The sequence below is a fragment of the Bacillus sp. BC08 genome, assembly GCF_054326875.1.
The window spans coordinates 870,362-896,933 of sequence record NZ_JBTGPA010000031.1; the positions used below are offsets into that span (position 1 = coordinate 870,362).

The 26,572-nt window shown below is 34.2% G+C and carries 25 protein-coding genes; 3 read left to right on the top strand and 22 right to left on the bottom strand.

From position 1 onward, the window contains the following. Positions 1 to 87: 87 nt before the first annotated feature. The 8 genes from ACXVYO_RS15040 to gntK form a co-directional block, all read right to left on the bottom strand. Entirely contained in the window at positions 88 to 645 is a 558-nt protein-coding gene (locus ACXVYO_RS15040) for a YdcF family protein (RefSeq protein ID WP_458467640.1), read from the bottom strand. A gap of 200 nt (positions 646 to 845) precedes the next feature. Further along, positions 846 to 2,075 (bottom strand): MFS transporter, encoded by a 1,230-nt coding sequence (locus ACXVYO_RS15045; RefSeq protein ID WP_458467800.1) that lies wholly within the window; start codon positions 2,073 to 2,075, stop codon positions 846 to 848. A gap of 1 nt (position 2,076) precedes the next feature. Then, the gene (locus ACXVYO_RS15050) at positions 2,077 to 2,613 is read right to left on the bottom strand and encodes an NADPH-dependent FMN reductase (RefSeq protein WP_063262789.1); all 537 of its coding nucleotides are present in this window, start codon (positions 2,611 to 2,613) and stop codon (positions 2,077 to 2,079) included. 146 nt (positions 2,614 to 2,759) lie between these two features. Beyond that, on the bottom strand, positions 2,760 to 3,914 hold the full coding sequence (locus ACXVYO_RS15055) for a glycosyltransferase family 1 protein (protein ID WP_458467641.1): 1,155 nt from the start codon (positions 3,912 to 3,914) through the stop codon (positions 2,760 to 2,762). A 34-nt stretch (positions 3,915 to 3,948) separates the two neighbouring features. Next, on the bottom strand, positions 3,949 to 5,169 hold the full coding sequence (locus tag ACXVYO_RS15060; RefSeq protein WP_458467642.1) for a tetratricopeptide repeat-containing glycosyltransferase: 1,221 nt from the start codon (positions 5,167 to 5,169) through the stop codon (positions 3,949 to 3,951). A 272-nt stretch (positions 5,170 to 5,441) separates the two neighbouring features. Beyond that, complete coding sequence (gene gnd, locus ACXVYO_RS15065) at positions 5,442 to 6,338, bottom strand: phosphogluconate dehydrogenase (NAD(+)-dependent, decarboxylating) (RefSeq protein WP_000765991.1); 897 nt, start codon at positions 6,336 to 6,338, stop codon at positions 5,442 to 5,444. Positions 6,339 to 6,356: 18 nt separating this feature from the next. Then, on the bottom strand, positions 6,357 to 7,706 hold the full coding sequence (locus tag ACXVYO_RS15070) for a GntP family permease (protein WP_458467643.1): 1,350 nt from the start codon (positions 7,704 to 7,706) through the stop codon (positions 6,357 to 6,359). 14 nt (positions 7,707 to 7,720) lie between these two features. Next, positions 7,721 to 9,259, bottom strand: a complete 1,539-nt coding sequence (gene gntK / locus ACXVYO_RS15075) for a gluconokinase (protein WP_458467644.1) — start codon at positions 9,257 to 9,259, stop codon at positions 7,721 to 7,723. Between the two features lie 546 nt (positions 9,260 to 9,805). On the opposite strand from gntK, the gene ACXVYO_RS15080 reads away from it, so the two are divergent. Both ACXVYO_RS15080 and ACXVYO_RS15085 read left to right on the top strand, forming a co-directional pair. Continuing rightward, on the top strand, positions 9,806 to 10,708 hold the full coding sequence (locus ACXVYO_RS15080; protein WP_458467645.1) for an ABC transporter permease subunit: 903 nt from the start codon (positions 9,806 to 9,808) through the stop codon (positions 10,706 to 10,708). Next, complete coding sequence (locus tag ACXVYO_RS15085; protein WP_458467646.1) at positions 10,705 to 11,724, top strand: ABC transporter permease; 1,020 nt, start codon at positions 10,705 to 10,707, stop codon at positions 11,722 to 11,724. The genes ACXVYO_RS15080 and ACXVYO_RS15085 overlap by 4 nt, the downstream gene beginning before the upstream one ends. A gap of 130 nt (positions 11,725 to 11,854) precedes the next feature. Here ACXVYO_RS15085 and adhP read toward each other — a convergent pair whose 3' ends face one another. The 14 genes from adhP to asnB all read right to left on the bottom strand — a co-directional run bounded on the left by adhP (position 11,855) and on the right by asnB (position 25,870). Further along, entirely contained in the window at positions 11,855 to 12,892 is a 1,038-nt protein-coding gene (adhP, locus tag ACXVYO_RS15090) for an alcohol dehydrogenase AdhP (RefSeq protein ID WP_063262781.1), read from the bottom strand. A 351-nt stretch (positions 12,893 to 13,243) separates the two neighbouring features. Continuing rightward, positions 13,244 to 14,098 carry a MurR/RpiR family transcriptional regulator gene (locus tag ACXVYO_RS15095; RefSeq protein WP_458467647.1) on the bottom strand — a complete coding sequence of 285 codons (855 nt, stop codon included), beginning with the start codon at positions 14,096 to 14,098 and terminating at the stop codon, positions 13,244 to 13,246. A gap of 212 nt (positions 14,099 to 14,310) precedes the next feature. After that, positions 14,311 to 14,946 (bottom strand): response regulator, encoded by a 636-nt coding sequence (locus tag ACXVYO_RS15100; RefSeq protein ID WP_458467648.1) that lies wholly within the window; start codon positions 14,944 to 14,946, stop codon positions 14,311 to 14,313. A gap of 14 nt (positions 14,947 to 14,960) precedes the next feature. Then, entirely contained in the window at positions 14,961 to 16,079 is a 1,119-nt protein-coding gene (locus ACXVYO_RS15105) for a GAF domain-containing sensor histidine kinase (RefSeq protein ID WP_458467649.1), read from the bottom strand. A 157-nt stretch (positions 16,080 to 16,236) separates the two neighbouring features. Next, on the bottom strand, positions 16,237 to 17,130 hold the full coding sequence (locus ACXVYO_RS15110) for a mechanosensitive ion channel family protein (protein WP_458467650.1): 894 nt from the start codon (positions 17,128 to 17,130) through the stop codon (positions 16,237 to 16,239). A gap of 294 nt (positions 17,131 to 17,424) precedes the next feature. Continuing rightward, positions 17,425 to 17,973, bottom strand: a complete 549-nt coding sequence (locus ACXVYO_RS15115) for a cysteine hydrolase family protein (RefSeq protein ID WP_073518473.1) — start codon at positions 17,971 to 17,973, stop codon at positions 17,425 to 17,427. A 358-nt stretch (positions 17,974 to 18,331) separates the two neighbouring features. Beyond that, the gene (locus ACXVYO_RS15120) at positions 18,332 to 18,820 is read right to left on the bottom strand and encodes a putative periplasmic lipoprotein (protein ID WP_063262774.1); all 489 of its coding nucleotides are present in this window, start codon (positions 18,818 to 18,820) and stop codon (positions 18,332 to 18,334) included. A gap of 259 nt (positions 18,821 to 19,079) precedes the next feature. Beyond that, complete coding sequence (locus ACXVYO_RS15125; RefSeq protein WP_458467651.1) at positions 19,080 to 19,727, bottom strand: nitroreductase family protein; 648 nt, start codon at positions 19,725 to 19,727, stop codon at positions 19,080 to 19,082. A 98-nt stretch (positions 19,728 to 19,825) separates the two neighbouring features. Then, the gene (dat, locus tag ACXVYO_RS15130; protein WP_458467652.1) at positions 19,826 to 20,701 is read right to left on the bottom strand and encodes a D-amino-acid transaminase; all 876 of its coding nucleotides are present in this window, start codon (positions 20,699 to 20,701) and stop codon (positions 19,826 to 19,828) included. Positions 20,702 to 20,832: 131 nt separating this feature from the next. Beyond that, complete coding sequence (locus tag ACXVYO_RS15135) at positions 20,833 to 21,795, bottom strand: ABC transporter substrate-binding protein (protein ID WP_458467653.1); 963 nt, start codon at positions 21,793 to 21,795, stop codon at positions 20,833 to 20,835. A 133-nt stretch (positions 21,796 to 21,928) separates the two neighbouring features. Next, positions 21,929 to 22,783 (bottom strand): phosphatase PAP2 family protein, encoded by an 855-nt coding sequence (locus ACXVYO_RS15140; protein WP_458467654.1) that lies wholly within the window; start codon positions 22,781 to 22,783, stop codon positions 21,929 to 21,931. A 354-nt stretch (positions 22,784 to 23,137) separates the two neighbouring features. Continuing rightward, entirely contained in the window at positions 23,138 to 23,467 is a 330-nt protein-coding gene (locus ACXVYO_RS15145) for a hypothetical protein (RefSeq protein ID WP_458467801.1), read from the bottom strand. Positions 23,468 to 23,515: 48 nt separating this feature from the next. Continuing rightward, entirely contained in the window at positions 23,516 to 23,875 is a 360-nt protein-coding gene (locus tag ACXVYO_RS15150) for a GNAT family N-acetyltransferase (protein WP_458467655.1), read from the bottom strand. A gap of 93 nt (positions 23,876 to 23,968) precedes the next feature. Next, positions 23,969 to 25,870: an asparagine synthase (glutamine-hydrolyzing) gene (gene asnB, locus ACXVYO_RS15155; protein ID WP_458467656.1), complete on the bottom strand. Its 1,902-nt coding sequence runs from the start codon at positions 25,868 to 25,870 to the stop codon at positions 23,969 to 23,971. Positions 25,871 to 26,087: 217 nt separating this feature from the next. On the opposite strand from asnB, the gene ACXVYO_RS15160 reads away from it, so the two are divergent. Next, positions 26,088 to 26,552, top strand: coding sequence for an Hsp20/alpha crystallin family protein (locus ACXVYO_RS15160; RefSeq protein WP_001288083.1), 465 nt, complete (start codon positions 26,088 to 26,090; stop codon positions 26,550 to 26,552). Positions 26,553 to 26,572 lie beyond the last annotated feature (20 nt).

Sequence of the window (26,572 nt, forward strand, 5' to 3'; positions counted from 1 at the left end):
TATCGTTGTTTCCTTTATTTTGATGGAAGATGGAATTCATTTCAAATAATACGCATTATTATACAAAAAAGAGCCCACATTTGAGCTCTAACGGTCGAACAATATTGTTTTCATTATTGCAGCATATTCACGTACATACATTTTCCTCTTAGAACGCATTGGTGTTTCAGCAGCTAGCGCCTCCATCTTCATGCCTAAACGCTTTGCAATTATTTTGGTTCTATATAAATGATACGTATTACTTACAACTACCGCATGTTTCACATCATATAAATCCATACTAAACTTTACATTCTCATACGTATTTGTAGATTGATCTTCTATTAAAATACGACTATCATCTATACCATGTACCATTAAATAGTTTTTCATACTATGAGCTTCCGGTATATCTTCATCTTCCCCTTGACCACCTGAAACAATTACTTTCGCTTCAGGATGGAAATATAAATATTCCAACGCTACATCCAAACGGTTTTGAAGTGATAAAGACGGTCTATCTCCAAATAACTTTGCGCCTAATATAAGAACGTACGGAGAGTGATTACTCAATTTTTCACGAGCAACATTTTTCATTCGAAACGTCATATACAGAATGTATAGTGGCGGTAATAATAAGGTTATAAGCAAGATCCATTTGTTCATAAATAAATTTACACTCCCTTTCTTTTTATTATATAGAAAAAGATTGGAAGGCAGAAGTACTTTTTATCCCGCTATTTGCGGGCAGTATGATCCTCACCTCAAAATTCAGCGAAAGCAAAGAAGTTAGGTGGGAGTCGGGCTGCCCGTAAAAGCCCGATTGGAGAGGGATGAACAGAACCCCCACAGATTAAAGTTTCACTTTATACGATTGATTTATTAGAAACATTCGTCCTTACTTTACGTTGTGAAAGTACATAATACATAGCGATTCCTAATGAAAAGATCAATATGCAGCTTAATACGTAAAAAGGGAGCATTACCCCAGTTTTAGATACCCCAGCTGTAAACAGCATTAATAATACAATTCGTATTCCTGTACCAATTAATCGAAATAAGCTGTCTACACGTCCCATTACTTCGTTTGGAATTTCCTCCATCATCAATACATTTCTTGCCACTCTTGTACCCGCATTTCCAATTGCATGAAAAATTGCAAGTCCATATAACAACATTACGGAAGGTTCAATAATCATTGCGGTAATTGAAATTACATAAATGAGCATCGTCATGACGATTGAAACTTCTATCTTTATATATTTCATCATAATTGGAATACCTATTCCCGCAAGAACCGCTCCGACGCCGTACATCATACCTTCTATTGCGTATACTGAGGCACTGGCTTTTAATATATCTGAAATGTATACCGGGATTAAATAATTTGCCATCATAACACCGATAAAAGGCATATAAGTCGCAAGTAAAAACCAAAAGAACTTCGGACGCTTTTGCATGAAGTGAATTCCTTCGAACAATTGCTTCTTAAATGTTACTTTCTTTTTTACTTCCTTTTTCTTTACGTACGGTATACATAAGAAAAGGATAAATGCTCCTGCAAAAGTTAACATATCTACTAACAAAATCCATTTTAAAGAAATGATTTCAATAAGAAAGCTAGCAGCCGCTCCTGAAATAACTTGCGTTAACTGTCCTTGTATTTCCATTGTTCCACTTAAATTTTTATAATGTTCTGCTTGAAATATCTCTTGGTTGAACGCAAATATTGTAGGATAAAATAGTAAATAGTAAAATGACCCTGCTATATATATAAGAATATAGTGAATTGAATGATAAGGTTGCCCAGTAAATCCCCATATAGCCATCATTCCTATAACGACTATCCCAATACCTTCATTACATAATAATAAAGATTTTCTTGAAAAACGATCAATACTTTGCCCAATAAACGGCGTTAATAAAAACATAATCAGAGTTGCGATGATGGAAACATAACCGAACGTTGTATCTCCACCACTCTCTTTAATTAACAACCACGGAATCGTTATCATAACAATTCCGGAACCAATAGCTGATAAGCTATTGGCCCCTAGAATGAAATACAAGCGTGAATCTTTATACAAAGATGGCAGATTACTCAACTCCTAGTTGTTTTTTCACCTCTTTATATACACCCATATATGCTTTTAATTCTTTAACTAAATCATGAATTAATGGTTTTGCATCTTCTCCCAGTTCACCGTCTTGTACATGAAGTCCATCAAGCACAACTTGTTTTGGGATGGCATTTGCGTATACCCCTCTAGCAACAGTGCGCATATTGTTTAATGCGTTAATTCCACCTTTACCGCCTCCTGCAACTGCAAGTAATGCGACAGGTTTATGAACAAATTCACTACTACTTAAGTAATCTAACGAATTTTTCAACGCACCACTCATTGCATTATGATATTCAGGTGTACATAGTACTACACCGTCTGCCGTTTTCACTAACGCCTTTAATTTTTTTACCGCTTCTAATTCACGTTGTGATTCTTCCCCATTATATAAAGGCAGTTCCTCTGCTGCTAAATCGTATAACTCCCCTTCAAATTGATCAGCAATATATTTTGCCACCACACGCGTTCTACCGAATTTTCTTGGTGTACCATTAATAACCACTAGTTTCATAATTATTTCTCCCCTTTGTTTTCAAGTTATACTTATATATTATCAGAAATTTCTATACAAAACACAATATAAAGAGGGAACTAGCTTGATAAAATAGTATGATAGGCAAAAAAAAGAACTCATACGAAAGTATGAGTTCTTCACAATTACGATTCTCCACCATTATGCCTCAGTATACCTCTGCTTCCATTCGCTTCAAAATGGGCATACGCTTGTTCTGCTAATTTATTACGTTCTTCTGGTAAAGATATATATTTCAAAATATTTTCTATTATTTTTTCGTACGAAGTAAACACAATTCCTGGCCACTCCATCTCGTCCTCTGGATTACTATTTTCCGAAATAATAAACTTTTTATTTGCCACTGCATAAGATACCCGAGGTGTTTCAAGAATACCTGACAAGTAAAAATGAATATTTAATATAATTTTAGACCTAGCAATCAATTCATTTCTAGCAATTCCCCACGCATTATTTTTAAAAACTATATTTAAATTTGGAGCAACTGCTTTTAATTGATCTAAAATAGCTTGCCGCCTCGAATTAAGAGCACCTATAAACAGTATATCAATGTCTTCAGTGATCTCATCATCAAATGCATCTTTTTTTATTTCCAAAGTTGGAGCATAGTTCATTCCTACATGTTTTATTTCTTTTCCTATCCCTTTTTGTTTTAACCATGCTATATTTTGTTTACTATAATCCCAAATTTCCTTATCTTTTAATAACATTAAATAAAGTGGGTGCGCATAAGGGCTTCCTTCATATAGCTGTTCTAAATTATAAATAATTGCATTCTTCGGAAGTAGATTCGGGTTATGCGCATATGTATGCGCTCCAAAAACAATTGTTTTTTTTACATTTTCTAATATTGTTTCTGAAATAATTGCTGTATTTCCCTCTTGCTCCAATCCCCATTTCAAAGCTCGCGCGACATCTATGAAACTACCATACGTCTTTGGACATATAAAAAGACAATAATCATATTCTTTATTCAAATATACTTCCATTAGTCTTAAATTATTTTTATATAAGTCCACATCCGGATATTTCATTAACAGCTCATTTGCATGTTTTTTTGCTACTTTATACATTCCAGCATAATAAGCAGCAATGCACCTTCTTAATTCAATTTTTTCCCGATGCTCTTCTGCTACGTCCATGTCTATAAGAAGATTTGCGATACAATACGCTTTTAAATGATCACGATCATAATAATAATCTAGTAGTGGCATCAATTCTTCATACGTATTTCCATGCACAGATTCCCCTAATTCTAGCGCCCATCGTATTAATTCCATGATTACTCCACTACTCCTTTAACCGAAAATGTATTTAATAAAATTTCGCATTACTTTCTACCATATTTGCTATATGCAACGGTAACTCTTCTTTTTTCGATTCCAAATATTTCTGTGATACTGCACCTAAATGTTTTTTATGCGGTATATAAAAAGCACTTATAGAAATCTCATAGTCAAATAAGTAATCATACACATGATAATCTACAAATAGAAGATCATTTTTCGGAAAAGGAATCTCCTTCCCTTGCAACGAATACATCAAAGCAATATTATTTTGAGATTTTAATCGATACATTCTTGCAAGCTGGTATAATGGTTCAGCCCGAGTTGGTCTATATTCCCACGCTCTTTGAAAATAAAGAATAGCTAATGCTGTATATTGCTCTTCTTGATTCTTTGCATTTTCTATTTCATCAGCTTCTGTTACTTCATATTGTTTATTTGCTGAACGGTTTGCTAATTGTTCATAACAAAATCCTATTCGCAATAACGAATAGAACACCTCTTCAACCCATCCCCCTGCTTCCACTCGTTTTTTATACCATTTAATCGAATCTTCAAATTGACTTAAATGAAAATAAGTTTGGGCTAAATAAAATAAATATCTTATATGCAAATCTGGCGTTGTTTCTGGATCATTTAATCCTTGTAACAACAACCTCTCATCTCTCTCAAATTTATCAGCTTTACTCCCACCATCTCCTGGATCGTTAACGACAAGTGTCTCTAGCCTAGCTACCCTCGTATTGTAATCCGCACCAACTTTGGAACGATCTATATCCCAATACTCATGAGTAACACCAACAGATTTCCATGGTAAAGAAGCTTTAAGAAGGCGTGTAAGCCAATACTTAATATGAATATCATATTGCAATGTAAGATAATGGTCTTCCGTTAAACTAGTCTTATCAAAATCAGGATCAACTTCTAATATCATATCCGCATCTAATATTAATAAATAATCTGCTTCTGGATATGTTGTTTGTGCCAATTTAACAGCTAAACTTCTGTTATAACCAAAGTTTTTAAATGGTTCATGATGAACTGTTCCAGGGATATCATTTTCTTTACACCAATTTTCAATAATTTCAGGTGTATGATCTGTTGATCCCGTATCACAAATAGAAACAAAATCTACAATTGATTTTGTAGCATTTAAACATCTTTCCATAATTCTAGACTCGTTCTTAACAATCATACAAAGACATAACTTTTTTTCTTCCCCTGCATTCTTCACTTTCTCATTTCCCATTTAACCACCTCATATTTTATTAACACGCTCTTTTCATATGTAACACCATTTCATAGCTACACTGATGACATAATCATCCTTTTACTATTTATGAAAACTTCATTTTATTTATTCTTATTTTTATGTTGGGACATCGTTCATACTTCCCTTTATATTTGATACAATCCGTACAAATAAACAATGATTGATTGGTATTTTTAAATGAGAAATTTCTTTCACTATAAAAAAAGAAACTTGCGCCTTTGCACAAGTTTCTTTTCAAAAGTTCTTTCCTATTTTTTCACAACTTCATGTCCACCGAACTGATTGCGAAGAGCTGAAACTACTTTTCCGTGGAATGTATCATCTTCTTGAGAACGGTAACGCATAAATAATGACATTGCGATTACCGGTGCTGCCGCTTGAAGTTCAAGTGCCGTTTCAACAGTCCATTTCCCTTCTCCTGAAGAGTTCATTACCCCTTTAATGCCATCTAGTTTAGGGTCCTCCGCAAATGCCTTTTCAGTTAAGTCCATTAACCAACCGCGGATAACTGATCCGTTTGCCCATACTTTTGCAACATCTTCATAATTGAAGTCAAAATCACTTTTATCTAATACTTCAAATCCTTCAGCAATTGCTTGCATCATACCGTATTCAATACCGTTATGAACCATTTTTAAGAAATGGCCACTACCAACGCGGCCAGCATAAGAATAACCATTCTCTACTGCTAAATCTTTAAATAAAGGTTCTAATTGATCGTAAATTTCTTTTTCTCCACCAACCATTAAGCAAGCACCGTCTCTAGCTCCTTCTACACCGCCTGATGTTCCGATATCTACGTAATGTAAACCAAAGCTTTTCGCTTCTTCCGCACGGCGTAACGTATCTTTATAGAATGAATTTCCACCTTCAATAACGATATCACCTTCCTCTAATAATGGATACACATCTTTTAATACTGATTCAACAACTTCTCCCGCAGGTACCATTACCCAAATTGTACGCGGAGCTTCTAGTTCAGCAATCATTTCTTTTAATGTATGACGAGCAGTAATCCCTAAAGCTCCTGCCTTTTCAACAAGCTCTTTATTTACATCGTATACAACTACTTCATGCTTGTCTTCATATAAATGTTCTGCTAATGGGAATCCCATTTTTCCTAATCCAATTAAACCTAGTTTCATATTAATCAATCTCCCATTCTATACAAATATATTTAATAACGAAATTAGTCCAAGTGCTACAACAGATAATATTGTCTCCATTGCAGTCCATGTTAATAATGTTTCCTTCACAGTCATTCCGAAATACTCTTTAATCATCCAAAATCCAGAATCATTTACATGTGATAAAATTAATGATCCTGCACCTGTTGCAAGTGCTAATAGTTCAACGTTTACACCTGGTGTACTTGCTGCAATCGGTGCTACAATTCCAGCTGCTGTCATCATAGAAACTGTAGCAGATCCCGTCGCAATTCGGATAAGTGCCGCAATTCCCCACCCTAATAATATCGGTGAAATATGAGATTCTTTTGCCATCTCTGCGATTGTCGTTCCAATTCCAGAATCTAATAATACTTTATTAAACGCGCCACCTGCACCGATAACTAACAGTATGTTCGCAATTGGTCCTAAACAATCATTTGTAAATTGTAATACTTTATCCTTTGAGAAACCTTTTGCATAACCCAGACTAAAGAAAGAATATATTGTTGCAATTAATAATGCAACGATTGGATCTCCAATAAAGTGCAATACTTGTGCAAGTTGACTTGATTTACTTAGCGCGACTTCCGCAATCGATGCACCTAGCATTAGAAATACTGGTAGTAAAATAGTAAACAATGTATTTCCGAAACTAGGAAGTTCCTTCTTCTTATCTCTTTCAATAAATTGCTCTGCTATATCTAATGGCACTTCTTTATGTATACGAGCACCGATCCATTTCCCGTATAGCGGACCTGAAATGATTGCAGTTGGAAGTCCGACAATTAATGCATATAAAATTGTTTTCCCTACATCTGCTTTAAAAATGCCTACCGCTGCCATCGCTGCTGGATGCGGTGGAACGAGTCCGTGTACAACAGATAGTCCTGCTACTAGTGGAATACCGATTGTAATAAGTGATACCCCAGTTTCTAACGCAATTGTAAATACCAATGGAATTAATAGTACAAATCCAACTTGGAAAAATACTGGAATCCCTACCAAAAATGCAACAAACATCATTGCCCAGTGAACACGTTTCTTCCCAAAACGATCAATTAATGTGGTAGCAATTCGTTCAGCACCGCCAGATTCGGCCATCATTTTTCCAAGCATCGTTCCTAATGCTAAAACTATCGCTAAAAACCCTAACGTATTACCAAGCCCTAGTTTAATAGAGTCGATAATCCCTGGATCTTTTGGTGAAGTTCCAATCAATGGCATTCCCATTGCTAGTCCTACACCAATTGCTGTTAAAATTAACGCGACAAATGGATGCCATTTTACTACCGTAATAAGTAAAAGTAGTATGACAACTGCCGCTAGTACGATCCCAACTACCATTTCTCCCAATCCCCCTATTGTTTACGTTGGAAAGCAGCTATACAATCAAATTCTTCTTTCAAGCGATTGTAAAGTCGTTCATACATATAAAACATTTCTAAATATATAGCCGTATTTTCTTTATTCGGTACATGGTGATGTACAATATCAATCCAATCCTTTACCTCTTCAAGAGAATCAATTTTTCCTACAGCATATAAAGCAACTGCCGCTGCCCCAAGCGCAGATGCTTCATGACTTTCAGGAACAAGCAATTCTTTTCCCATCATATCGGATAGCATTTGTCTCCAAAATGCAGATTTCGCAAACCCTCCTGAAACGCGTATTTCAGTAAGTGGCCCTGTACAATCCCTAATTGCGAGTGCCACAGAATATACGCTCATACAAACACCTTCCATGACTGCTCGTATAAAATGTTCTCTTTTATGCTGCAGGTTAATTCCAAAGAATGTACCACGCGCATTTGCATTCCAGTAAGGTGCACGTTCTCCAGATAGAAACGGTAAAAATAGCAATCCACCTGCTCCAGCTGGTACACTTTCCGCATATTTGATTAATAAATCATATGGATCAATGCCAAGCTTCCTTGCAACTTCTTGTTCTGGGCTACCAAATTCATCACGTAACCATCTCAGTAATATTCCGCCGTTATTCGTTGGTCCTCCTATCACCCAGTGCTCGTCCGTTAATGCATAACAAAACGTTCTTCCTTTTTCATCTGTATTAACACTTGACGAAATTGTTCGAACCGCACCACTTGTTCCAATCGTAATTGCAGCCGATCCAGGCGATATTGCCCCAACACCTACATTCGCAAGAACACCATCACTTGCACCAATAACAACTGGAGTATCTTCACGTATGCCCATCTTTTGTGCTAATTCAGGTTTCATACCCGATAAAATATATGTAGTTGGCACAGGTGTTGATAATTGTTCTGGTGACATATGTAACATCGTTAAAACATCTTCATCCCAGTTTAATGTTTCTAAATTAAATAACCCAGTAGCAGATGCTATCGAATAATCCACTACGTAACGTGAGAATAATTGATACAAAACATATTCTTTAATGGAAATAAATTTATAAGCACTCGCGTATAATTCTGGCTCTTCCTCTTTCATCCACAATAATTTACAAAGCGGCGACATCGGATGAATTGGTGTACCCGTTCGTCTATAAATGTCATGCCCATTCATATGTTGTAATAATTTTTCTGATTGCTTCGTACTTCGATTATCTGCCCAAATGATAGAACGCGTTAATGGCGCACCATTTTCATCTACTGCAATTAATGCGTGCATCGCTGTACTAATACCGATTGAAGAAATATCTTCTGGTAACACGTTACCTTTTTCTATGGCAACGCTTACAGTTTTATATACAGCAGCACATATTACATCAGGATCTTGCTCAGCCCATCCGACTTTCGGTTGAATAATTGGATAATCAACTGCATGTGATGCAACGACTTTTCCTTTTTCTGTGAACACAACCGTTTTTGTACTTGTGGTACCGATATCAATCCCGATAACTCTCCCCCTTGTTTCCATGCGAATCTTCCCTTCGTTTCTAGCAAAATACGATCTAGTAAACCGTTTACATGAATTAGTATATAAAATATTTTTTCTTTAATCAAGTTTTAAAGAGAAAATTTTTTTCATAACAAAACATATATCCCCCTCATTCCACCCCACTTACATACTAAATTTTAATTTTCAATGCGTTAAATTTGCGTTTTATTCGTTACGTAACACACTCTCTTTCTTCCATTAGGGATACATACATCGTCCTTCCTACTCATTTGGACGAAAAAGAAGTTGGAAAGAGATATTCATTTTTATGGAGCATTTAACATCAAGCTAAAAAACAACTACCTTCCTAATAGGAATTCTGTCCCTTTTGCCCTTTAAATTGTTTTCGGTTCACTCTTCCTTTTATCTTAATAAACATAGAGCGCGTATCCTACTATCACTTTATTAACTTGTAAATATATGTTCCATAATATAAAATCTAATAGTATTTATATTTTTCAGAAAAATAAAACAATATTATAAACTTTATTGTATAATGTTGTAAAAAGATGTCGGAGGGATTTAATGTTACATAAAACATCTCAATTCACAATTAAGCTTTCATCCATTATTTTATCACTGTTACTATTATTAAATTTACCTTATTTATTTATCACTCAACAAGGATTTACCTTTCAACCAATTTATTTTTTTGACCAAATCGTTACTATGTTAAAACAGGTTTTCTCCCCTGAATCATTGTTGGTTATAGGATCAGACCCAAAGTATGGTCATTTAAAAACAACACCATTATTTCCAACTGTTTTAGAACCTTATCTATATTCATTTACTATATTATTTTTAGCCTTTTTGCTTGCGCTCTTTTTATCATCTAGCATGGCATTTTTTTATTTTTTAGCAAAAGATTATATAAAAAAATGGATAAACCGAATTGTGTTCATATTAGAAGCTGTCCCTGATATGATGATGATGATTTGTTTGCAAATATTTTTCATATGGGTACTTCAGAAATTCGGAGAAGCTCCTTTCACCATTATTTCCTATAATGAAAATCGAGCTTATTTACTCCCTATTTTATCTTTATCTGTTTTACCTACATTACAAATGTTTCGAATGATGGTGTTATACATAAAAGAAGAACATGGAAAACATTACGTAGAGGTTGCATATGGCAAAGGCCTTTCATCAAGTTATATACTTTGTATTCATTTATTCAAAAATATATCTATCCACTTCTTCCACCATTTAAAAACGATTTTTGTTTTCTTACTGTCTAACTTATTCATTTTAGAATTCGTTTTTAATATGCAAGGCATTATTCAATTTTTATTTAAAAAGGCGTTTATTTCACCGCCAGCTGCATTTATCATACTTGTCATGATTATTTTACCGTTTTACGCCATTTTTCAAATCATCTCTTTCATGATGAATAAATGGCAAAAGCAATTGAAAGGAGCAGCTTTATGAAATCTATTTGGAAATCAAAACGCTTTTTAATCGGCTTTACTTATTTATTCATACTTGTTTCAGCTAGTTTTATTTATAGTTGGTTCTTTAAAGATACCATCCCAAAAGCTCCCCAGTTACTTTACAATGACAATAACGAATTGCTTGGAAAGGCTCCCTTTCCACCATCATTAATACCGCCTTTTGGATCGGATCGTTTTGGAGAGTCTGTTTTCTTACAAATTATAGAAGGGGCAAAGTTCACCATTTTATTAGCCGTGGTAATTAGCTTCTTTCGCATATTATTCGGAACATGTATAGGAATCCTCTTAAGTTTATACGCTTCAAAATTCAAGAGATTTTTCCAAGCATGCTCAGAAGTTTTTTACTATATTCCTACTTTATTTATCGCATTTATACTCATCACGCCCGTTAATATTGTAATCGTATCAAATGCTGATAGATTAGATCCAAATATTTCATTTGCGTTTTATCAAGTACTCGTACTTATATTCGTCGCTCTGCCTACACTTTCTTTATATATATCCTCAGAGGTTGATGAATTTATGAAGCAAGATTATATTTTAAGTTCCCAATTGCTAGGGGCTAGCCGTTTTCATATTATCAAAAAACACTTACGAGTCTTATTACTTGATCGCTTATTTGTGTTATTCATGGAACATATTGTCCAAGCGCTCATACTCGTTATCCATTTAGCGTTGCTTGATATTATAATTGGCGGGATCCAAATGCGGGAACTCTATGATGGAGCGCTCAAACCTGTTTCTCTATCTAATGATTGGGCTGGCCTTATTGGATTAAATCGGTATGAAATGAATCTTTCGTGGTGGATTATTTTTTATTCTCTCGCTTCATTCTTTATTACGATTCTATTTATTAAGCTTATGACAATCGGGATTCAAGATGCACTGAAAGCAAGAGATTCGCAAGTTGTAGCAATTCAAACCGTTCCAGATCATAAGAAATTTGTTAAAAGTAAAGATTCTTTTTCGTTTGCAGATAAAGTGAACCTTTAATCATCTCTCATAAATCGGTATTGATATAAAAAGAGCTGATCTCTGTTAAATGCAGGGATCAGCTCTTTTCTGGCGTCTAACTTTTTTACATGTCTTTAGCTAGACTCATGCTTTTTATATTTAAAGTGCATTATTTACAATCACAATTATGCTGTTTAAAATCGATTACCATACGCCCTTGAATTCTTCCTTGTTCCATTTCTTCGAATACATTTTGTACTTTATCTAAAGAACAAGTTTGAACGACCGGCACTACTTTTCCTTCTGCACCGAACATGAATGCCTCTTCTAAGTCTTTACGAGTACCGACTAGAGAACCAACGACTTCAATTCCATCTAGTACAAGTCGCGGGATGTTTAAATCCATCGTTTCTACTGGTAAACCTACTGCAACGACTTTACCACAAGCACGTACTGCATCAACTGCTGAATTGAATGCTACTTTAGAAACAGCTGTTACTACAGCAGCATAAGCACCACCAAACTCATCTTGAACAATCTTATCCGCAGGACCTTGAGAAATTGGATTGATAGTCATATCAGCACCAACCTCTTTTGCTAAGGCTAATTTATCGTCATTAATATCTACTGCAATTACCTTTGCACCAAATACGTTTTTAGCATATTGGATAGCTAGGTTACCTAGTCCACCACAACCATAGATGACGATAGGTTGACCAGGTTTAATGTCTGATACTTTTATCGCTTTATATGTAGTTACGCCCGCACATGTGATTGATGATGCTTGAGCAGGATCTAACCCTTCTGGTACTTTCACCGCATAATCTGCTGTAACAATACATTGTTCTGCCATACCACCATCTACTGAATAACCAGCATTCTTAACTTCACGGCAAAATGTTTCTCTACCAGTTACGCAATATTCACAACGTCCACAAGATTGGAACATCCATGCAATACTTACACGGTCACCAATCTTTAGTGAAGTAACATCATCAGCAAGTTTCGTAACAATACCTACACCCTCATGACCAAGAATGCGGCCATCTGTGTTTCCGAAATCATGATTTGCAACGTGTAAATCAGTATGACAAACTCCACAATACTCTACATCTACTAGTGCTTCACCTGAGTGTAACGGACGTAATTCCTTTTCAATAACTTCAATGTTTGCTTTACTATTTTTATTTACTACTACTGCTTTCATATGTGATCTCCCCTTTAGTGTTTTAGAATTTTAATGAGTTCATCTCACAACTTCTGTCTTCACTGATTTGGCTCATCATTATGCCAAATTTAAATGTTCAATCATCATTACACGTTCATCATAACATGTAATTTTAAAAGCATTTTGTTAAATATTGAACAATATTTGAATTATTAGCCAAATGTTTATTTAAAGGGAAAACTGAAATTGCATCTATGAATAGTTTTTAGAACTCTACATGGGAGTAAAAGACTCAATTAATAAAGGTTTTTTAAAACAGGAAATTATAATCATCAAATTTTTACAAAAGGCTATTGACCAATATAAAAAGCCCTTCAATTGAAGGACCTTTTATATTCGTTTCATCGAAATTGTTTCACGTATACTTTGTAAATTTTGCAACGTTTCTTCTTGTCGTTGTAACGATAATCCAACGTACAAAGTATCTAATAAACTTAACTGTGCTAATCTTGATGAACTTGCTTCTGTGCGGAATTCCGTCTCACGTGTTGAAGTATATAACGTAATATCAGCAAGTTGACTTAATGCTGATTTCTGATAGCTCGTAATCGCAATAATACGAGCTCCCCTCGCTTTTGCTACTTCTAACGCTTCCAGTAACCCTTTATTGCTACCAGAATGAGAAATTGCAATGACTACTGCTTCTTTCGTAAGTAAACCCGCACCCATAATTTGAAAATGTGAATCTGTATGAGCAATACAAGAAATACCTGTTCTCATAAATTTATGATATGCATCCATCGCAATAATACCAGAACCACCATTTCCATAAAACTCAATACGGCTTGTATCTTGCAATACTTTTACAGCTTGCTCTAGCGCTGTATCGTTTAGCAAATGTAATGTATCTTGCAGTCCTGTAATATGCGAATGAAAAACTTTTTTAGCAACGGTTACCATGCTATCTTCCGCGGAAACTTCTTCATGAATATTTTGCATTGGCGTATGTACAATTTCACGAGCTAATGTAATCTTTAAATCTTGAAACCCTTGAAAACCAAGGTGCTTACATAAGCGGAATATCGTAGCTTCGGAGCTATTCGTAACTTCAGCTAATTCTGTAATAGATTTATGTACAACATCTTGCGGATGTTTCAATATATGTTCAGCAATACTTCGCAATTTCGGTGATAAACCGTTTAACGAAGCCTGAATCTTTCCAAGCCCATTTCTTGTACCTGGCATAGCATATCTTCCCCTTCCATCGCATCCTTACCCCATAAAAAACCAATTGTTGCGGGCTAATAATCAGTGGGAATGCCCCCCACTGATTAAAGTTTCACCTTATTGTACCTAATTATTGAAAGAAGAAAAACCTTTATTCAGAATCACTATACATTTTTAATTGCTTCTATGTATTCTGTCATAACATATGACTATATTATTCATACTTAATATTATTTCTTCTCATGTTTCACCGCATATAATGCAGCTTGCGTACGATCATCTACTTCCAACTTAGCTAAAACATTTGAAACATGTGTTTTTACAGTTTGTTCTGTAATATGAAGCTCTGCTGCAATTTCCTTATTGCTTCTCCCTTTCGCAATTTCACGAAGTACTTCTTGCTCTCTTTTCGTTAACATGGAAAAAGGGTTTTCTTTTTCTTTTTTGACTGCTGATCGTCCTAAGAGTGCTGGTGTTACTTTCGGGTGAAAATTCGCATTACCTTCCTGTACTGCAATGATAGAAGCTACAAGTTGCTCAGGTTGTACTTCTTTTAATTGATAACCATCTGCTCCAGCTTCTAGTGCTGGTAAAACATAATCTTGCTCTGAAAAACTGCTTAATATAAGTATCTTTATTGTCTCATCATACTGTTTTATTCGTTTTGTTGCTTCAATACCATCCATCTTCGGCATTGATAGATCCATTAATACTATATCTGGCCTTTTTTTTTGGACGAATGTTAATGCCTCTTCACCATTTTCCGCTTCCCCAACAATTTCAAATTCTTCTCTCGTTTTCAAAAAGAATACAAGTCCTCTTCGAACGATATGATGATCCTCAACTAAAAGTAATTTAATCTTCAACCTTATTCTCCCCTTCAAACCGGCAATTGAATTTCAATTTTCGTACCCTTCTTCAACTCCGTTTTTATTTGAAACGATCCCTTCATTAACTGAATACGTTCCTTCATACTTTTTAAACCGAGCGCTGTCTCTCTTACGTTATCTTGTATAAAGCCTATTCCGTTATCCTCTATGTAAAAATATAGCTGGTTATTTTCTATTTTTAAAAGAACATTTACCTTTTCACATGAAGCATGTTTTTTACAATTATGTATTGCTTCTTGACTAATACGCCATAAAACTTCTTCTATTTCATCCCTAATTGAAACCATTCCATCAATTCGAACTTCCACAAAAATCCCTAACAACTTCCCGTAATTTTTAATTGCTTCTGCTAAACCTTTCTCTAATCCTTCCGGTCTTAATTGCCAAATTAAAAGTGTCATTTCTTGTAATGCTTCCTGTGATAATTCACCAATATAACTTAACATCTCTTGCAAGTCTCTATCTTGCGTCATATTTAGAGTACCTTTTGCTGTTAGCATAATAGAGAATAACAATTGTTTTACTGAATCATGTAAATCACGAGCTAATCGATTCCTTTCAGCTACCACTACGTATTTACGTTCTTTTTCCACTAACTGAATACGTTGTATTGTCGTACCTATTTGAAATGCAATCGATTCTAATAATGCTAATTCTTCTTCTGAAAAATGTGTTTTTTGAGGCGAAGCCACATTTAATAGACCAAATTTCTCCAACCCAGACCTAAGAGGAATTGTCGCATGATGCGTAACATCCTCTGTCTCTCCCCAATTACATTCAATCGCATCCTCTATCCGCTTACATTCAATAATATTTGTTGCTTTTTCTAATCTCCCATTCACAAAACGCTCTACACACCAGCAGTCTCCTTCACACATTGGCTTTTTTTCTTGCCACGTAAGAGCTGGAGGTAAGTTTTGATCTACAAGCATACGGTGCTTTCCACTTTCATCGATAAAGAATATCCACCCTGTTTGTAAATTCATAACTTGTAACAATGTATGTAACACTTTTTCTAACATGTCCTGTAAGTCTGTTGCTTCATTTAATAATTCAGCAATTGCTTTTAATGCTTCTAAACGATGCGTCTCTTTTTCTTCAAAGTTCATTCTCATCACCAACTACCATTATAACATTAAGAAATTTCTAAATTCTACAAATTAAAAAGAGCCAAATTCCTTCGGCTCTTACTTTATCTCAATCATTTTATTATTATTTTTCTATCCAATGTTGGATGCAGAATTTTTGTTAACAAACTGTTCTACTTTAACTGTCCGATAAAGATTGTCCAGCACGGGCATGCTGTAAGCTTTCAGCAGTAACGACCATATTTGCTGCTGGCATCTGCACTTGATTCTTATGGAACATAGACATTAATTCAAACCTTACTTGTCTAGAAGTTTCAAAATAATCTTCTGGCTTTATTAAACCTGTAATACAAAATTCATATCCAACGTATTTAAGATTCGGATTTAAATCTGTAACACCAACATATTTAAACGGCTCAACAGCTTCACCCTCTACTTTATAAAGACTCGGAGCCAATTTTTCATTACAATTTACACAAACTTCTTCTAACAATTCCTTAACTCTTGTAGGATCTTCCTGATAACTTACCGTAATCCGTTCAATTACGCGCATCCATCCTTTATTAAAATTTTGTATCGTTCTAATCTCTCCATGTGGTATAGTTAGGAGTTTTCCTGACCATTCACGAATTTGCATAAAACGAATACTAATTTCCTCAATCGTTCCTGAATTTGTTCCGTTAAAAGTAACAAAATCGCCAACACGAAACTCTTTGTCCGCTAATCGCGCAAAGCCTAATATAACATCTTTTAGCATCTGTTGTGCAGCAAAACCGATAACAACCCCCGCTATCCCTGCACCTGCAATGATACTTTTTATATCTACAAATTGGCTAATTAAATATATGATTAGACTGATGATTATGATATATCTAAAAATAGATCGAATCACACTTTGAATCGTTTGCTCTACCTCTTCATCAAAAAAGCTTGATTTCCTAAAAAACCAATCAATAATACGGTTGATTACAAATGAGATAATAATTAGAACTAAAGCAAATAGTAAAAATCTTAAAAGTAAAAACTCTCTTACATAATTAAAAAATTCTTCAGTATACGTTAATAAACTCATCCATCCACACCCTTAACTAATGAAAATTTCATGAAAAACTAATTTATTGTTATATCTTTTGATTTCCTTATTACTTGTTACACTTTCTTCTATAAATATACCCTTTTTCATCAACTAAAGGGAGATAACGATACAATTTTTTATAAGTGACTTTATTTTAAGACCTCAATACTTCCCTAAACAAAAGGGGCATATTAAGACAACGCCGAATTGTTCATTTGAAAATATTTTGACTCGCGGAGATTACTTACAATGGGCTATAACGTAAAAAGAGACCTTTTAAAGGCCTCTTTTTTACTTTACTTCTGCATGTAAACATGACTTAAAATGTCCGAGTGCAAATTCATGTCCTTGCGCATTAAAAGACGCAACCGCCTTTTCATAAACTACAATTTTAAATCCTTTGTTATAAGCATCTACTGCTGTGTGAAGAACACAAATATCAGTACAAACACCAACAAGATGAACTTCTTCTATTCCTCTTTCTCTTAACTTCATCTCTAAGTCTGTTCCTGCAAATGCACTATATCGTGTTTTATCCATATAATATACATTCTCTGCATTTTTATATGTTTCGTACACATCTTGTAATTCCCCAAACAAATCTCTTCCATTTGTACCTGCTATATTATGAGGCGGGAATAACTTTGATTCTGGATGATATACATCATTTTCTTCATGTTTATCAATTGCAAAGACAACGTAATCTCCATTTTCAATATATTGCTTCGTTATATGTACAATTTCCTTCTCAATTTCTTGCCCTGGTTTCCCGCAAGTTAAAGCACCTTTTTCAGCTACAAAATCATATGTATAATCAATATTAATAAGAGCTCGTTTCATAACTACTCTCTCCCCTTCTTCTGTTTCACAGTAAACAATAGAAAATTTGTTATTACGACATCGTATGTACTATTCGACATTTCAAATGAAATACCTACATTTCTATTTTAAAACTTACCTTAATCCGAGTTTATCATATAAAAGATAAATAATAGTAAAACAAATAGCTCCTATTAACAAGTCATGAAGAAACGAACACACCAATTTATATCTTCATCCTCGACCTCTATCATAGTAGTAACAAGCGAGCTCTTCCTATGTAATCGTATTAAAAGACGAAACAAGTTATTCACTATTACATCCGCTAGTCCAAACAAAAAAGCACACTACTTTTTGAGTAATGTACTTTTTATTCTTATTAAGACGCCGGTTTTGTTTCAAATGTTGCTTGATTAAAACTAATAACCTTTCCTTTCGGGTCATTGTTTTCATACTGAACTGCAGTAATCGTATGACTACCTGTTTCAAGCATCTTTTCTTTTAATTGTACGGTTGTCTGTGTTGTACTAGTGACTTGATATTTATCTGCATATACTTGATCTACAAATACAAATGTTTCTTTATCGTTTTGAAAATTAGAAAGCTCTAATTCAACATGTTGAATTAAAGTATCCTTTTTGATGAATACAGCCGGTATATTACCATTCTCAGACGTGCCATCTGGTGTAATAACTTTTACTTTTCCTTCTCCAATTGGCACTGCTCCCTCAGGAAATAAAACTATATTCTCATTACTCGCGTTTACAACTTTTTCTTCCTGCTTTGATTGTGTACCCTCTTTTTCCTGTGGAGTACCGCAACCAACTAGTAACAATACAGACAATCCAGTGATTATGAATTTTTTCAAAATTCATCCCCCCTGTCATTTCATTATAATTTATTATACAAAAATAACTTTTAAATTATAAGACTACTTTCAACACTTTCATGAACAAATAGAATATTGCTCACGATTAATGTATCATACTTTCCTTAATAGAACATTAATTTTTTTTATGAAATAAATAGTAATTCCCTCTTATCTATCATTTTAGCCCAACAGATTAATTACATACCTGTCCAAAATAAAAAGACATTGTTCATACAATGTCTTTTTATTTTGAGCTTTAAAAAACAAATGTTGTAATCTCATCTACTTCTTTTCTTTGAAGTTTCTTCGGCTTATCTTTCGGGAAACCGAGTGAAATAACCATATTTATTTGTTTTTCAGGCTCAATTTGTAAATATTGTCGTAGTTCATCTTGAGCTAACAATACCGGTCCTGTCATCGGACAAGTACCAAGCCCCTTCGCATGTGCAGCTAACATTAAATTTTGTGCTGCTAAACAGCTACTCTTAATCCCTTCTTCTTCCCAAACTGAATCTGGAACAAAAGCAATTGGATCAAATATCTTTTCGCGAAATTTTGATTCATATGGTGTTGCCAAACACACGATTAATACTGGCGCCTCCGAAAAAGCTGTTGCATATGGTCCGAAAGAACGTGTAAGTAATTTCCCTGCTTTCTCTTCTCCGTTTTCTGCCGCTTTTGCCGCAAGTTTATGTAATGCATCCCATGTCATTTGTTCAATTTCTTTAATTTTCTCTCGGTTCATAATGACCAAGAACTCCCACGTTTGTGAGTTCGTATCACTCGGTGCATAACGAGCACAATCAATAATTTCTTTTATATCACTAGTGGATACTTCTTGTTCTGTGAACTTCCTAACACTTCGTCTACCGTGAATTACTTCTTTAAAATCTTCATAATTCATACATTAAATCCCCTTTTTACAGCGTTTTCAAAACTTGTCCTATGCTTGAATTATATCATGAAAAAAAGCTGGAGGAATACCAGCTTTTTTCTTCAATATTAGTTCATAACTTTAAACGAACGAATACTTTCTTCATATGCAACTTGGAGTTTCTTTGTAATTGGCCCTCTTCCGCCGGTTCCAAACTGTTCATCACCTATTTGAACGACTGGGAATATTTCAAGTGGTGTCGCTGTGAAGAAACACTCATCAGCTTCATACACTTCTTGTAGTGAAAATTCTCGTTCTTCTACTTCAATATGTAACTCTTTCGCTAATGTAATAACGAAGTGACGTGTAATGCCGTGGAGAATGAAATTGTCAGCCGGATGTGTAATCAATTTATTATTTTTCACCATAAAGAAATTTGAATGACACCCTTCCGTTACAATTCCATCTCGTACTAATATCGCTTCTTGATAGCCTTGTTCGTTTATTTTATTTTTAATCATAATATTAGGTAACAGATTTAAAGATTTTATATGACAAAACTTCCAGCGTATATCCTCTTCTACAGTAACTTTTATTCCTCGTTCCATTGCAGCAATTGGCCTTGGAAACGAAACTATATTTGCAAAATATGTTGGTTCCATATTTGATTCATACACATGATTACGTGCTTGAGCACCTCTTGATATTTGCAAATATACATTCCCATCTTCTTGAAAGTGATTTTTTTCAATCATTTGATGTAACTCTTCCACCAACTCTTCCTTAGTAAACGGTGGAATTAGTTTTATTTCTTCCATAGAATTAAAGAATCGTTCTAAATGTAAATCTAATAAATGTGGCTTCCCATCATATAATCTGAATACCTCATATATACCATCACCAAATTGAAAGCCTCTCTCCTCTAATGGAATCATCGGCTGTTCTTCCTTCGTATTTACCATTCTTCCGTTAAACAAAATCCAATCTTTATGAGTAGCTTTCATTTATTCCCACTCCTTTATTCCATGATTGGTTTAATTGTACAACTTATCCGCATCCAAAAGAAGGAATTTTCTGTATTTTTATAAATAAAAAAGTACATCACTCATTTAAAGTGATGTACTCAACCGTTCATTTATTTTAGAAAATATTTTTCAATATCATCTAACATAAGATTGGCAGCTACAATACCACCTGCTGTATTCCAAATCACTTCATCTACTTGGAATACTTTATTATCTTTAGAAGCCTGTAACTGCTTAAAGAGTGGATCTTCTGTCCATTCTTTCGCTAACGTGTTTCCTTCATTATTCTTATCCGTATCTTTATCAGATGTGAAATAGAATATATAGTCCCCATCCATATTTGGAATTTGCTCTTTTGTAATTCCTTTTATCGCAAATTCATCTTTATCTTGTAGTGGTGGTCTTTTAAATCCAATATCATTTAATACAACGCCTGAGAATGAATTTTTTTGATAAATACGAACATCACCTGGAACGAAGCGAATAATGGAAACTTTAGAGTTAATTTTATCACCTAATTGTTCTTTTATTGCTGCAATACGCTTTTTATAATCATTAAGAGCATTTTGCCCTTCTTTTTCTTTTTTTACAGCTTTTGTATAAAGCGTAAAGTTTTCTTTCCAATCACCGCGCAATGTTTCAGCATATACCGTTGGCGCGATTTCTTTTAACTGCTCATATATTTTTTCGTGACGCATTTTGTTTCCGATAATTAAATCCGGCTGAAGCTGCATTACTGCCTCTAAATTAATGTCACGCTCCGTTCCTACTACTTTCGTATCTTTTAACTCTTTCGCTAAATGAGGATACCAGTCATCACCAGCACGTGGTTTTGTCGTTCCAACTGGCGTTACTCCAACAGTTAAAAGTGCCTCAGCACCCTCATTTGTTAAAACGACAACTCTTTTTGGCGTACCATTTACTGTCGTTTCGCCCATTGCATGTTTTATTGTATATGAATCTTTTGCTTTAGCTGATGTATCATTTTCTTTCTTCTCTTCTTTACTACACCCTGCAATTATGATCGTTAATAACATAACGCAAAATATAAACAAGTTTTTAGTGCGTGTCATAAGTCCTCCTAGTTGAAATTGATTATCATTTACATTCTAAAGAGTAATGTATCTCTCATACATTGTCAATAGATATATCAGAAAACTTTTTCAATATATATAATATAGACCTCGTTTTTATTCAAACTATTATTTATTTGTTACTCACATTTTTTAACCGTAACATATGAAAAATAAATGGACATATGAAAGTAATTGTAATTCCAGTCAATACATAACGTAAATAATACATATCAGGGATTACTTTTTTTAGTATGAGCTGTATCATGAACATGAAACTAAGACCTAATACTGTTTTTACTACCTGTATTTTTAAATTATTATTTTCGTTCATTTTAATAAAATGATTTTCTAACATGGTGCCAATCGTAGAACCTGTCAAAACTCCAAGTAATTTTAAATTATCTATTTGGTCAGTCATAAAATACATAATGAGTGAAACTGCCAATACAATTCGTTGTAACAATATAAATTTCCTATCACTTAATTCCTCTGTTACTTTCGTATATAAATAAACAACTATGACACTAATTAAAACGGCACCTATTATATCACTGAACCAATGTACACGTAAATATAGACGAGAAGTAGCAACTAATATTATAAAAATAATTCCAATGATCCAAATGATTCTCTTTTTACATAACATCATAAAAGAGCCCCAAAATGTTGTCGCTAACTGGACGTGTGTACTTGGAAAAGAATAACCAGCGGCTGATTTTTCATATAAAGCCTGAATTCCGTCGTATGTATACGGTCGCGGGATTTTCATGAATTCTTTTACCACTATCCCTATATACCCAGAGAAACAAAGCATAACAATCATATGAAATGCTTTTCTTTTAGAAACGCACCAATATAAAATCGAAATTATAACTAAATACAGCGTTTCATTTGCAATACTGGATATAAATTTGAAAAGCATTGTAAGCACACTTCCCTCCAGAGTGGTCATCCATTCAAGAAATAACATATCAATATTAAACATACAAAAAACGATACCTCCTAAAAATTTCCCTTCTTCAATTTGTCAGCACTTAAGATACACTAGTTGATTTACATTTCAAATTTATACACCTACTTACGTTATAGATTAAGAACATATAGTACCACATACTAACAACAGATAACATGTGCAATCATCTAATCATTTCAATAAATTCTAATGAATTTTTGAGCTTTATATACAAAAACATCTGCATCTCGTTACTTCATTTCTTATATTTCATCTCAGATTGCACCCATAGCAGTTCGTATTGTGTGTTATATGGAATTTCTATTAGATTAAGCTGTTTAACCTTACTAAAACTTTCAAAGCTATTACAAATACAAAGAAACCGCCTTATGTAAGGCGGTTTCTTTCATTTTGCTTTAACCAATTTAAAATAAATATATACGATTGATAGTGAATATAACGTATGCAAAATAAAAGGAATAAAAGAGCTATTCCAGTGCTACTATACAGCAAACCGAATTTTAAAAAAATATTTAAAAGCGGTGGAAAGTTCGTTATGTTTTGTAATGTAATCAGCATACAAAATAAAAGGAAAAACACAGGGGCATATTGTAATTCATACGGCTTTTTCTTCTTATTCATTCTCTTTCGAATGAACATATGGATTAGCTCTGCTACTAGAAAACACCCTCCAATTAATACAAGACCAGAAGTCATCGTCATATATCCACCTGCCTTATATTTATTCCGCATAACTACACATCGTTATATTTTTTTCACATATATCCCATCTTGTTCATTAAAACCAAAGCTCTCTATGAAAGATTTAGCTTGTTCTGTTAATTCCGTTTGTATTACTTTTATCTCTTTCACATTTCTTTCTTTCATCATCGTTTCAAATGTAAAATATGTATTTGTTCCATAACCATAACTTTGATAATCAAAGTGAATAATTAACTGAGATAAAACCGCACTCTCCTCTTGAACACGATAATCTATTACACCAATATATGTATCATCAGCTTTCACACAATACTGTACCTGATTCTCACTTAAACTATGTGAGCGAAACATTTCTTTAACAACGTTTTCATTTTCTACATTTACTTTTTCAAACGTAATCATATGTTGTCCATCCTTTTACTATTATTGTATCAATAATTCGTTCCATTTATGAAAAAAACCTTAAGATCATATGCGATCTTAAGGTTTTTCTAATTAAACTAAGCTATACGCACGTTTCGTTTCTTCGTGGAACTTATTCGTATCGTATTTATGCTCAACATAAATTTGATGCCATACCATAAACGCAAGTACAGTCCAAATTTTACGGCTATAATCGCCTTTATCTGCACAATGTGCTTCCAGTAAGTTTAATACATACTGTTTGTCGATTAAATGCTCTGTTTTACTCTCGTTTATAATATTGATAGCCCAATCATGCATTTCGTCTTTTAACCAGTGACGAATTGGTACTGGGAATCCAAGTTTTTTACGATCTAATACGTGATCTGGAACGATTCCGCGTGCTGCTTCACGTAAAATAGCTTTCGTAGTTCCGTTAGCAATCTTAAATTCAGTTGGAATTTTAGATGCAACATCGAACACTTCTTTATCTAAGAACGGTACACGAAGTTCTAATGAGTTTGCCATTGTCATCTTATCAGCTTTTAATAAAATGTCACCGCGTAACCATGTGAACATGTCAATGTACTGCATTTTGCTTACATCATCATAATCTTTAATTTCGTTATACAATGGTTTCGTGATATCCATATAGTTAACACTTTCATTGTAATACTTCATTAATTCAACTTTCTCTTCTTCACGGAAGATTTTCGCGTTTCCATAGTAACGCTCCTCAATTGGCGTACATCCACGCTCTAGGAAGCTCTTTCCTTTAAAGCCTTCTTTAAGAGCACCACTTAATGCTTTTAGAACGCTCTTACCTGGGCTAGGAATGTAAGAGAACATTTTTAGTGAGTTTGGCTCACGATAAATGTTATAACCACCAAATAGCTCGTCTGCACCTTCACCTGAAAGAACAACTGTTACATGCTTACGTGCTTCTTTTGCAACAAAGTACAATGGTACAGCTGCTGGATCTGCTAAAGGATCATCCATATGCCAAATGATTTTTGGGAACTCATCCATAAACTCTTTCGCTGAAATGAATACGTTATGATTTTTAACGCCTAATTTCTCAGCAGTTTCTTTGGCAACATCAACTTCACTGAAACCACGTTGTTCAAAACCAATAGAGAATGTTAAAAGATTTGGATTCATTTCTCTTGCGATAGAAGCGATAATAGATGAATCGATACCACCAGATAAGAATGAACCTACTGGTACATCACTGCGCATATGCACTTTTACTGAATCATATAACACATCACGAATTGCTTGGATATGCTCCTCTTTCGTTGCGCTTGAAGCATTGAAATAAGGCTTCCAGTAGCGATAGATTTCCATCTCTTTACCAACTTCTTTTACGAAATAATGACCAGGCTCGATTTTATTAACATCAATTGTTAATGTTTCTGGCTCTGGACCATATTGGTACGTAAAGTAATGTTGTAGTGACGTTGGGTTAACGCCTTTATCTTCCATCACATGCATAATACTTTTCTTCTCAGATGCGAAGAATGTAGTATCACCTTGTTGTGCGATGTATAAAGGTTTAATACCGAAGTGGTCACGTGCACCGAAAAGTTTCTTCTCTTCACGATCCCAAATCATAAATGCAAACATACCACGAAGATAGTCTACACATTTTTCTTTCATATGTGCATACAATGCAATGATAACTTCTGTATCAGATTGCGTTGCAAACGTTGCACCTTTTTCAAGTAACATTTCACGTAATTCTACATAGTTGTAAATTTCACCATTAAAAATAATTACATATCGATCATTTTCATAAGTTAGCGGCTGATGTCCTGCCTCTAAGTCAATGATGCTTAAACGGCGGAAGCCAAATTGTACATGTTCATCACGAAAATATCCTTCGTCATCTGGACCGCGGTGGAAAATCATCGTGTTCATATTTTCAAATTGATGTTTTTCTGTTTCTGAAAACTCTCTAGGGTTTTCACATAAACATCCTACAAAACCACACATACTTCTTACCCTCTTTCAGTTTTCATTCTGTCTATATACTACTATATCAACCCTATTTATACTAGCATAATCAATTGAATATGGCGACCAAAAACTATAAAAAAATCACTCCATTTCACATTTTTAACAATTTTTTATGAAAACATGAAAACTAGGCAATCACCTTTCTCCGCTTTTGTCATATGATATTGCAAATTGATTTCTAGGAGGGAATACCATGAGTGAAGAAAAAAAAGACTCTTCTCGCCCACCGGTTCGCAATTATTTAAAGCAAATTGATGATTTCTTCGAGCAAACACCACTTCGCAATGTAATCGCTGATTTAAATCATTTTTTCCAAAAAGGAAACCGTTTATTAACATTCCCTGTAGATTTATATGAAGTTGGTGAAGAACTCGTTGTTACAGCTGAACTACCAGGTATCCAAAAAGAACAAATTCAAATTGAAATACAAAGTGAATACTTAAAAGTCTCTGTAAAAGAAGAGATACTTGAAGAGGCCGAGGAAGAAACATCTCATAACTATTATCGCCGAGAACGTTCCATTTCAGAAGCATCAAGATTGATTAAATTACCATACTCAATTAATAAAAAAGCAGCGAAAGCTTCGTATCAAAACGGCGTGTTAGAAATTCGAGCACCAAAGCTACCACAACAGCATGACATTTTATCCATAGATTAATGTAAAAAAAAGAAGGGTGC

Coding starts and splice junctions, on each gene's coding strand:
- ACXVYO_RS15145 (WP_458467801.1), bottom strand. CDS start 23,467: ATGACTTCTGGTCTTGTATTAATTGGAGGGTGTTTTCTAGTAGCAGAG.
- dat (WP_458467652.1), bottom strand. CDS start 20,701: ATGAAAGCTACTCATAAAGATTGGATTTTGTTTAACGGAAGAATGGTA.
- gnd (WP_000765991.1), bottom strand. CDS start 6,338: ATGAAACTAGGTTTAATTGGATTAGGAAAAATGGGATTCCCATTAGCA.
- adhP (WP_063262781.1), bottom strand. CDS start 12,892: ATGAAAGCAGTAGTAGTAAATAAAAATAGTAAAGCAAACATTGAAGTT.
- ACXVYO_RS15040 (WP_458467640.1), bottom strand. CDS start 645: ATGAACAAATGGATCTTGCTTATAACCTTATTATTACCGCCACTATAC.
- ACXVYO_RS15110 (WP_458467650.1), bottom strand. CDS start 17,130: ATGAGTTTATTAACGTATACTGAAGAATTTTTTAATTATGTAAGAGAG.
- ACXVYO_RS15115 (WP_073518473.1), bottom strand. CDS start 17,973: ATGAAACGAGCTCTTATTAATATTGATTATACATATGATTTTGTAGCT.
- ACXVYO_RS15085 (WP_458467646.1), top strand. CDS start 10,705: ATGAAATCTATTTGGAAATCAAAACGCTTTTTAATCGGCTTTACTTAT.
- ACXVYO_RS15050 (WP_063262789.1), bottom strand. CDS start 2,613: ATGAAACTAGTGGTTATTAATGGTACACCAAGAAAATTCGGTAGAACG.
- ACXVYO_RS15135 (WP_458467653.1), bottom strand. CDS start 21,795: ATGACACGCACTAAAAACTTGTTTATATTTTGCGTTATGTTATTAACG.
- ACXVYO_RS15105 (WP_458467649.1), bottom strand. CDS start 16,079: ATGAACTTTGAAGAAAAAGAGACGCATCGTTTAGAAGCATTAAAAGCA.
- ACXVYO_RS15080 (WP_458467645.1), top strand. CDS start 9,806: ATGTTACATAAAACATCTCAATTCACAATTAAGCTTTCATCCATTATT.
- gntK (WP_458467644.1), bottom strand. CDS start 9,259: ATGGAAACAAGGGGGAGAGTTATCGGGATTGATATCGGTACCACAAGT.
- ACXVYO_RS15055 (WP_458467641.1), bottom strand. CDS start 3,914: ATGGAATTAATACGATGGGCGCTAGAATTAGGGGAATCTGTGCATGGA.
- asnB (WP_458467656.1), bottom strand. CDS start 25,870: ATGTGTGGTTTTGTAGGATGTTTATGTGAAAACCCTAGAGAGTTTTCA.
- ACXVYO_RS15140 (WP_458467654.1), bottom strand. CDS start 22,783: ATGTTTAATATTGATATGTTATTTCTTGAATGGATGACCACTCTGGAG.
- ACXVYO_RS15125 (WP_458467651.1), bottom strand. CDS start 19,727: ATGAATTATGAAGATTTTAAAGAAGTAATTCACGGTAGACGAAGTGTT.
- ACXVYO_RS15150 (WP_458467655.1), bottom strand. CDS start 23,875: ATGATTACGTTTGAAAAAGTAAATGTAGAAAATGAAAACGTTGTTAAA.
- ACXVYO_RS15060 (WP_458467642.1), bottom strand. CDS start 5,169: ATGGGAAATGAGAAAGTGAAGAATGCAGGGGAAGAAAAAAAGTTATGT.
- ACXVYO_RS15070 (WP_458467643.1), bottom strand. CDS start 7,706: ATGGTAGTTGGGATCGTACTAGCGGCAGTTGTCATACTACTTTTACTT.
- ACXVYO_RS15095 (WP_458467647.1), bottom strand. CDS start 14,098: ATGCCAGGTACAAGAAATGGGCTTGGAAAGATTCAGGCTTCGTTAAAC.
- ACXVYO_RS15160 (WP_001288083.1), top strand. CDS start 26,088: ATGAGTGAAGAAAAAAAAGACTCTTCTCGCCCACCGGTTCGCAATTAT.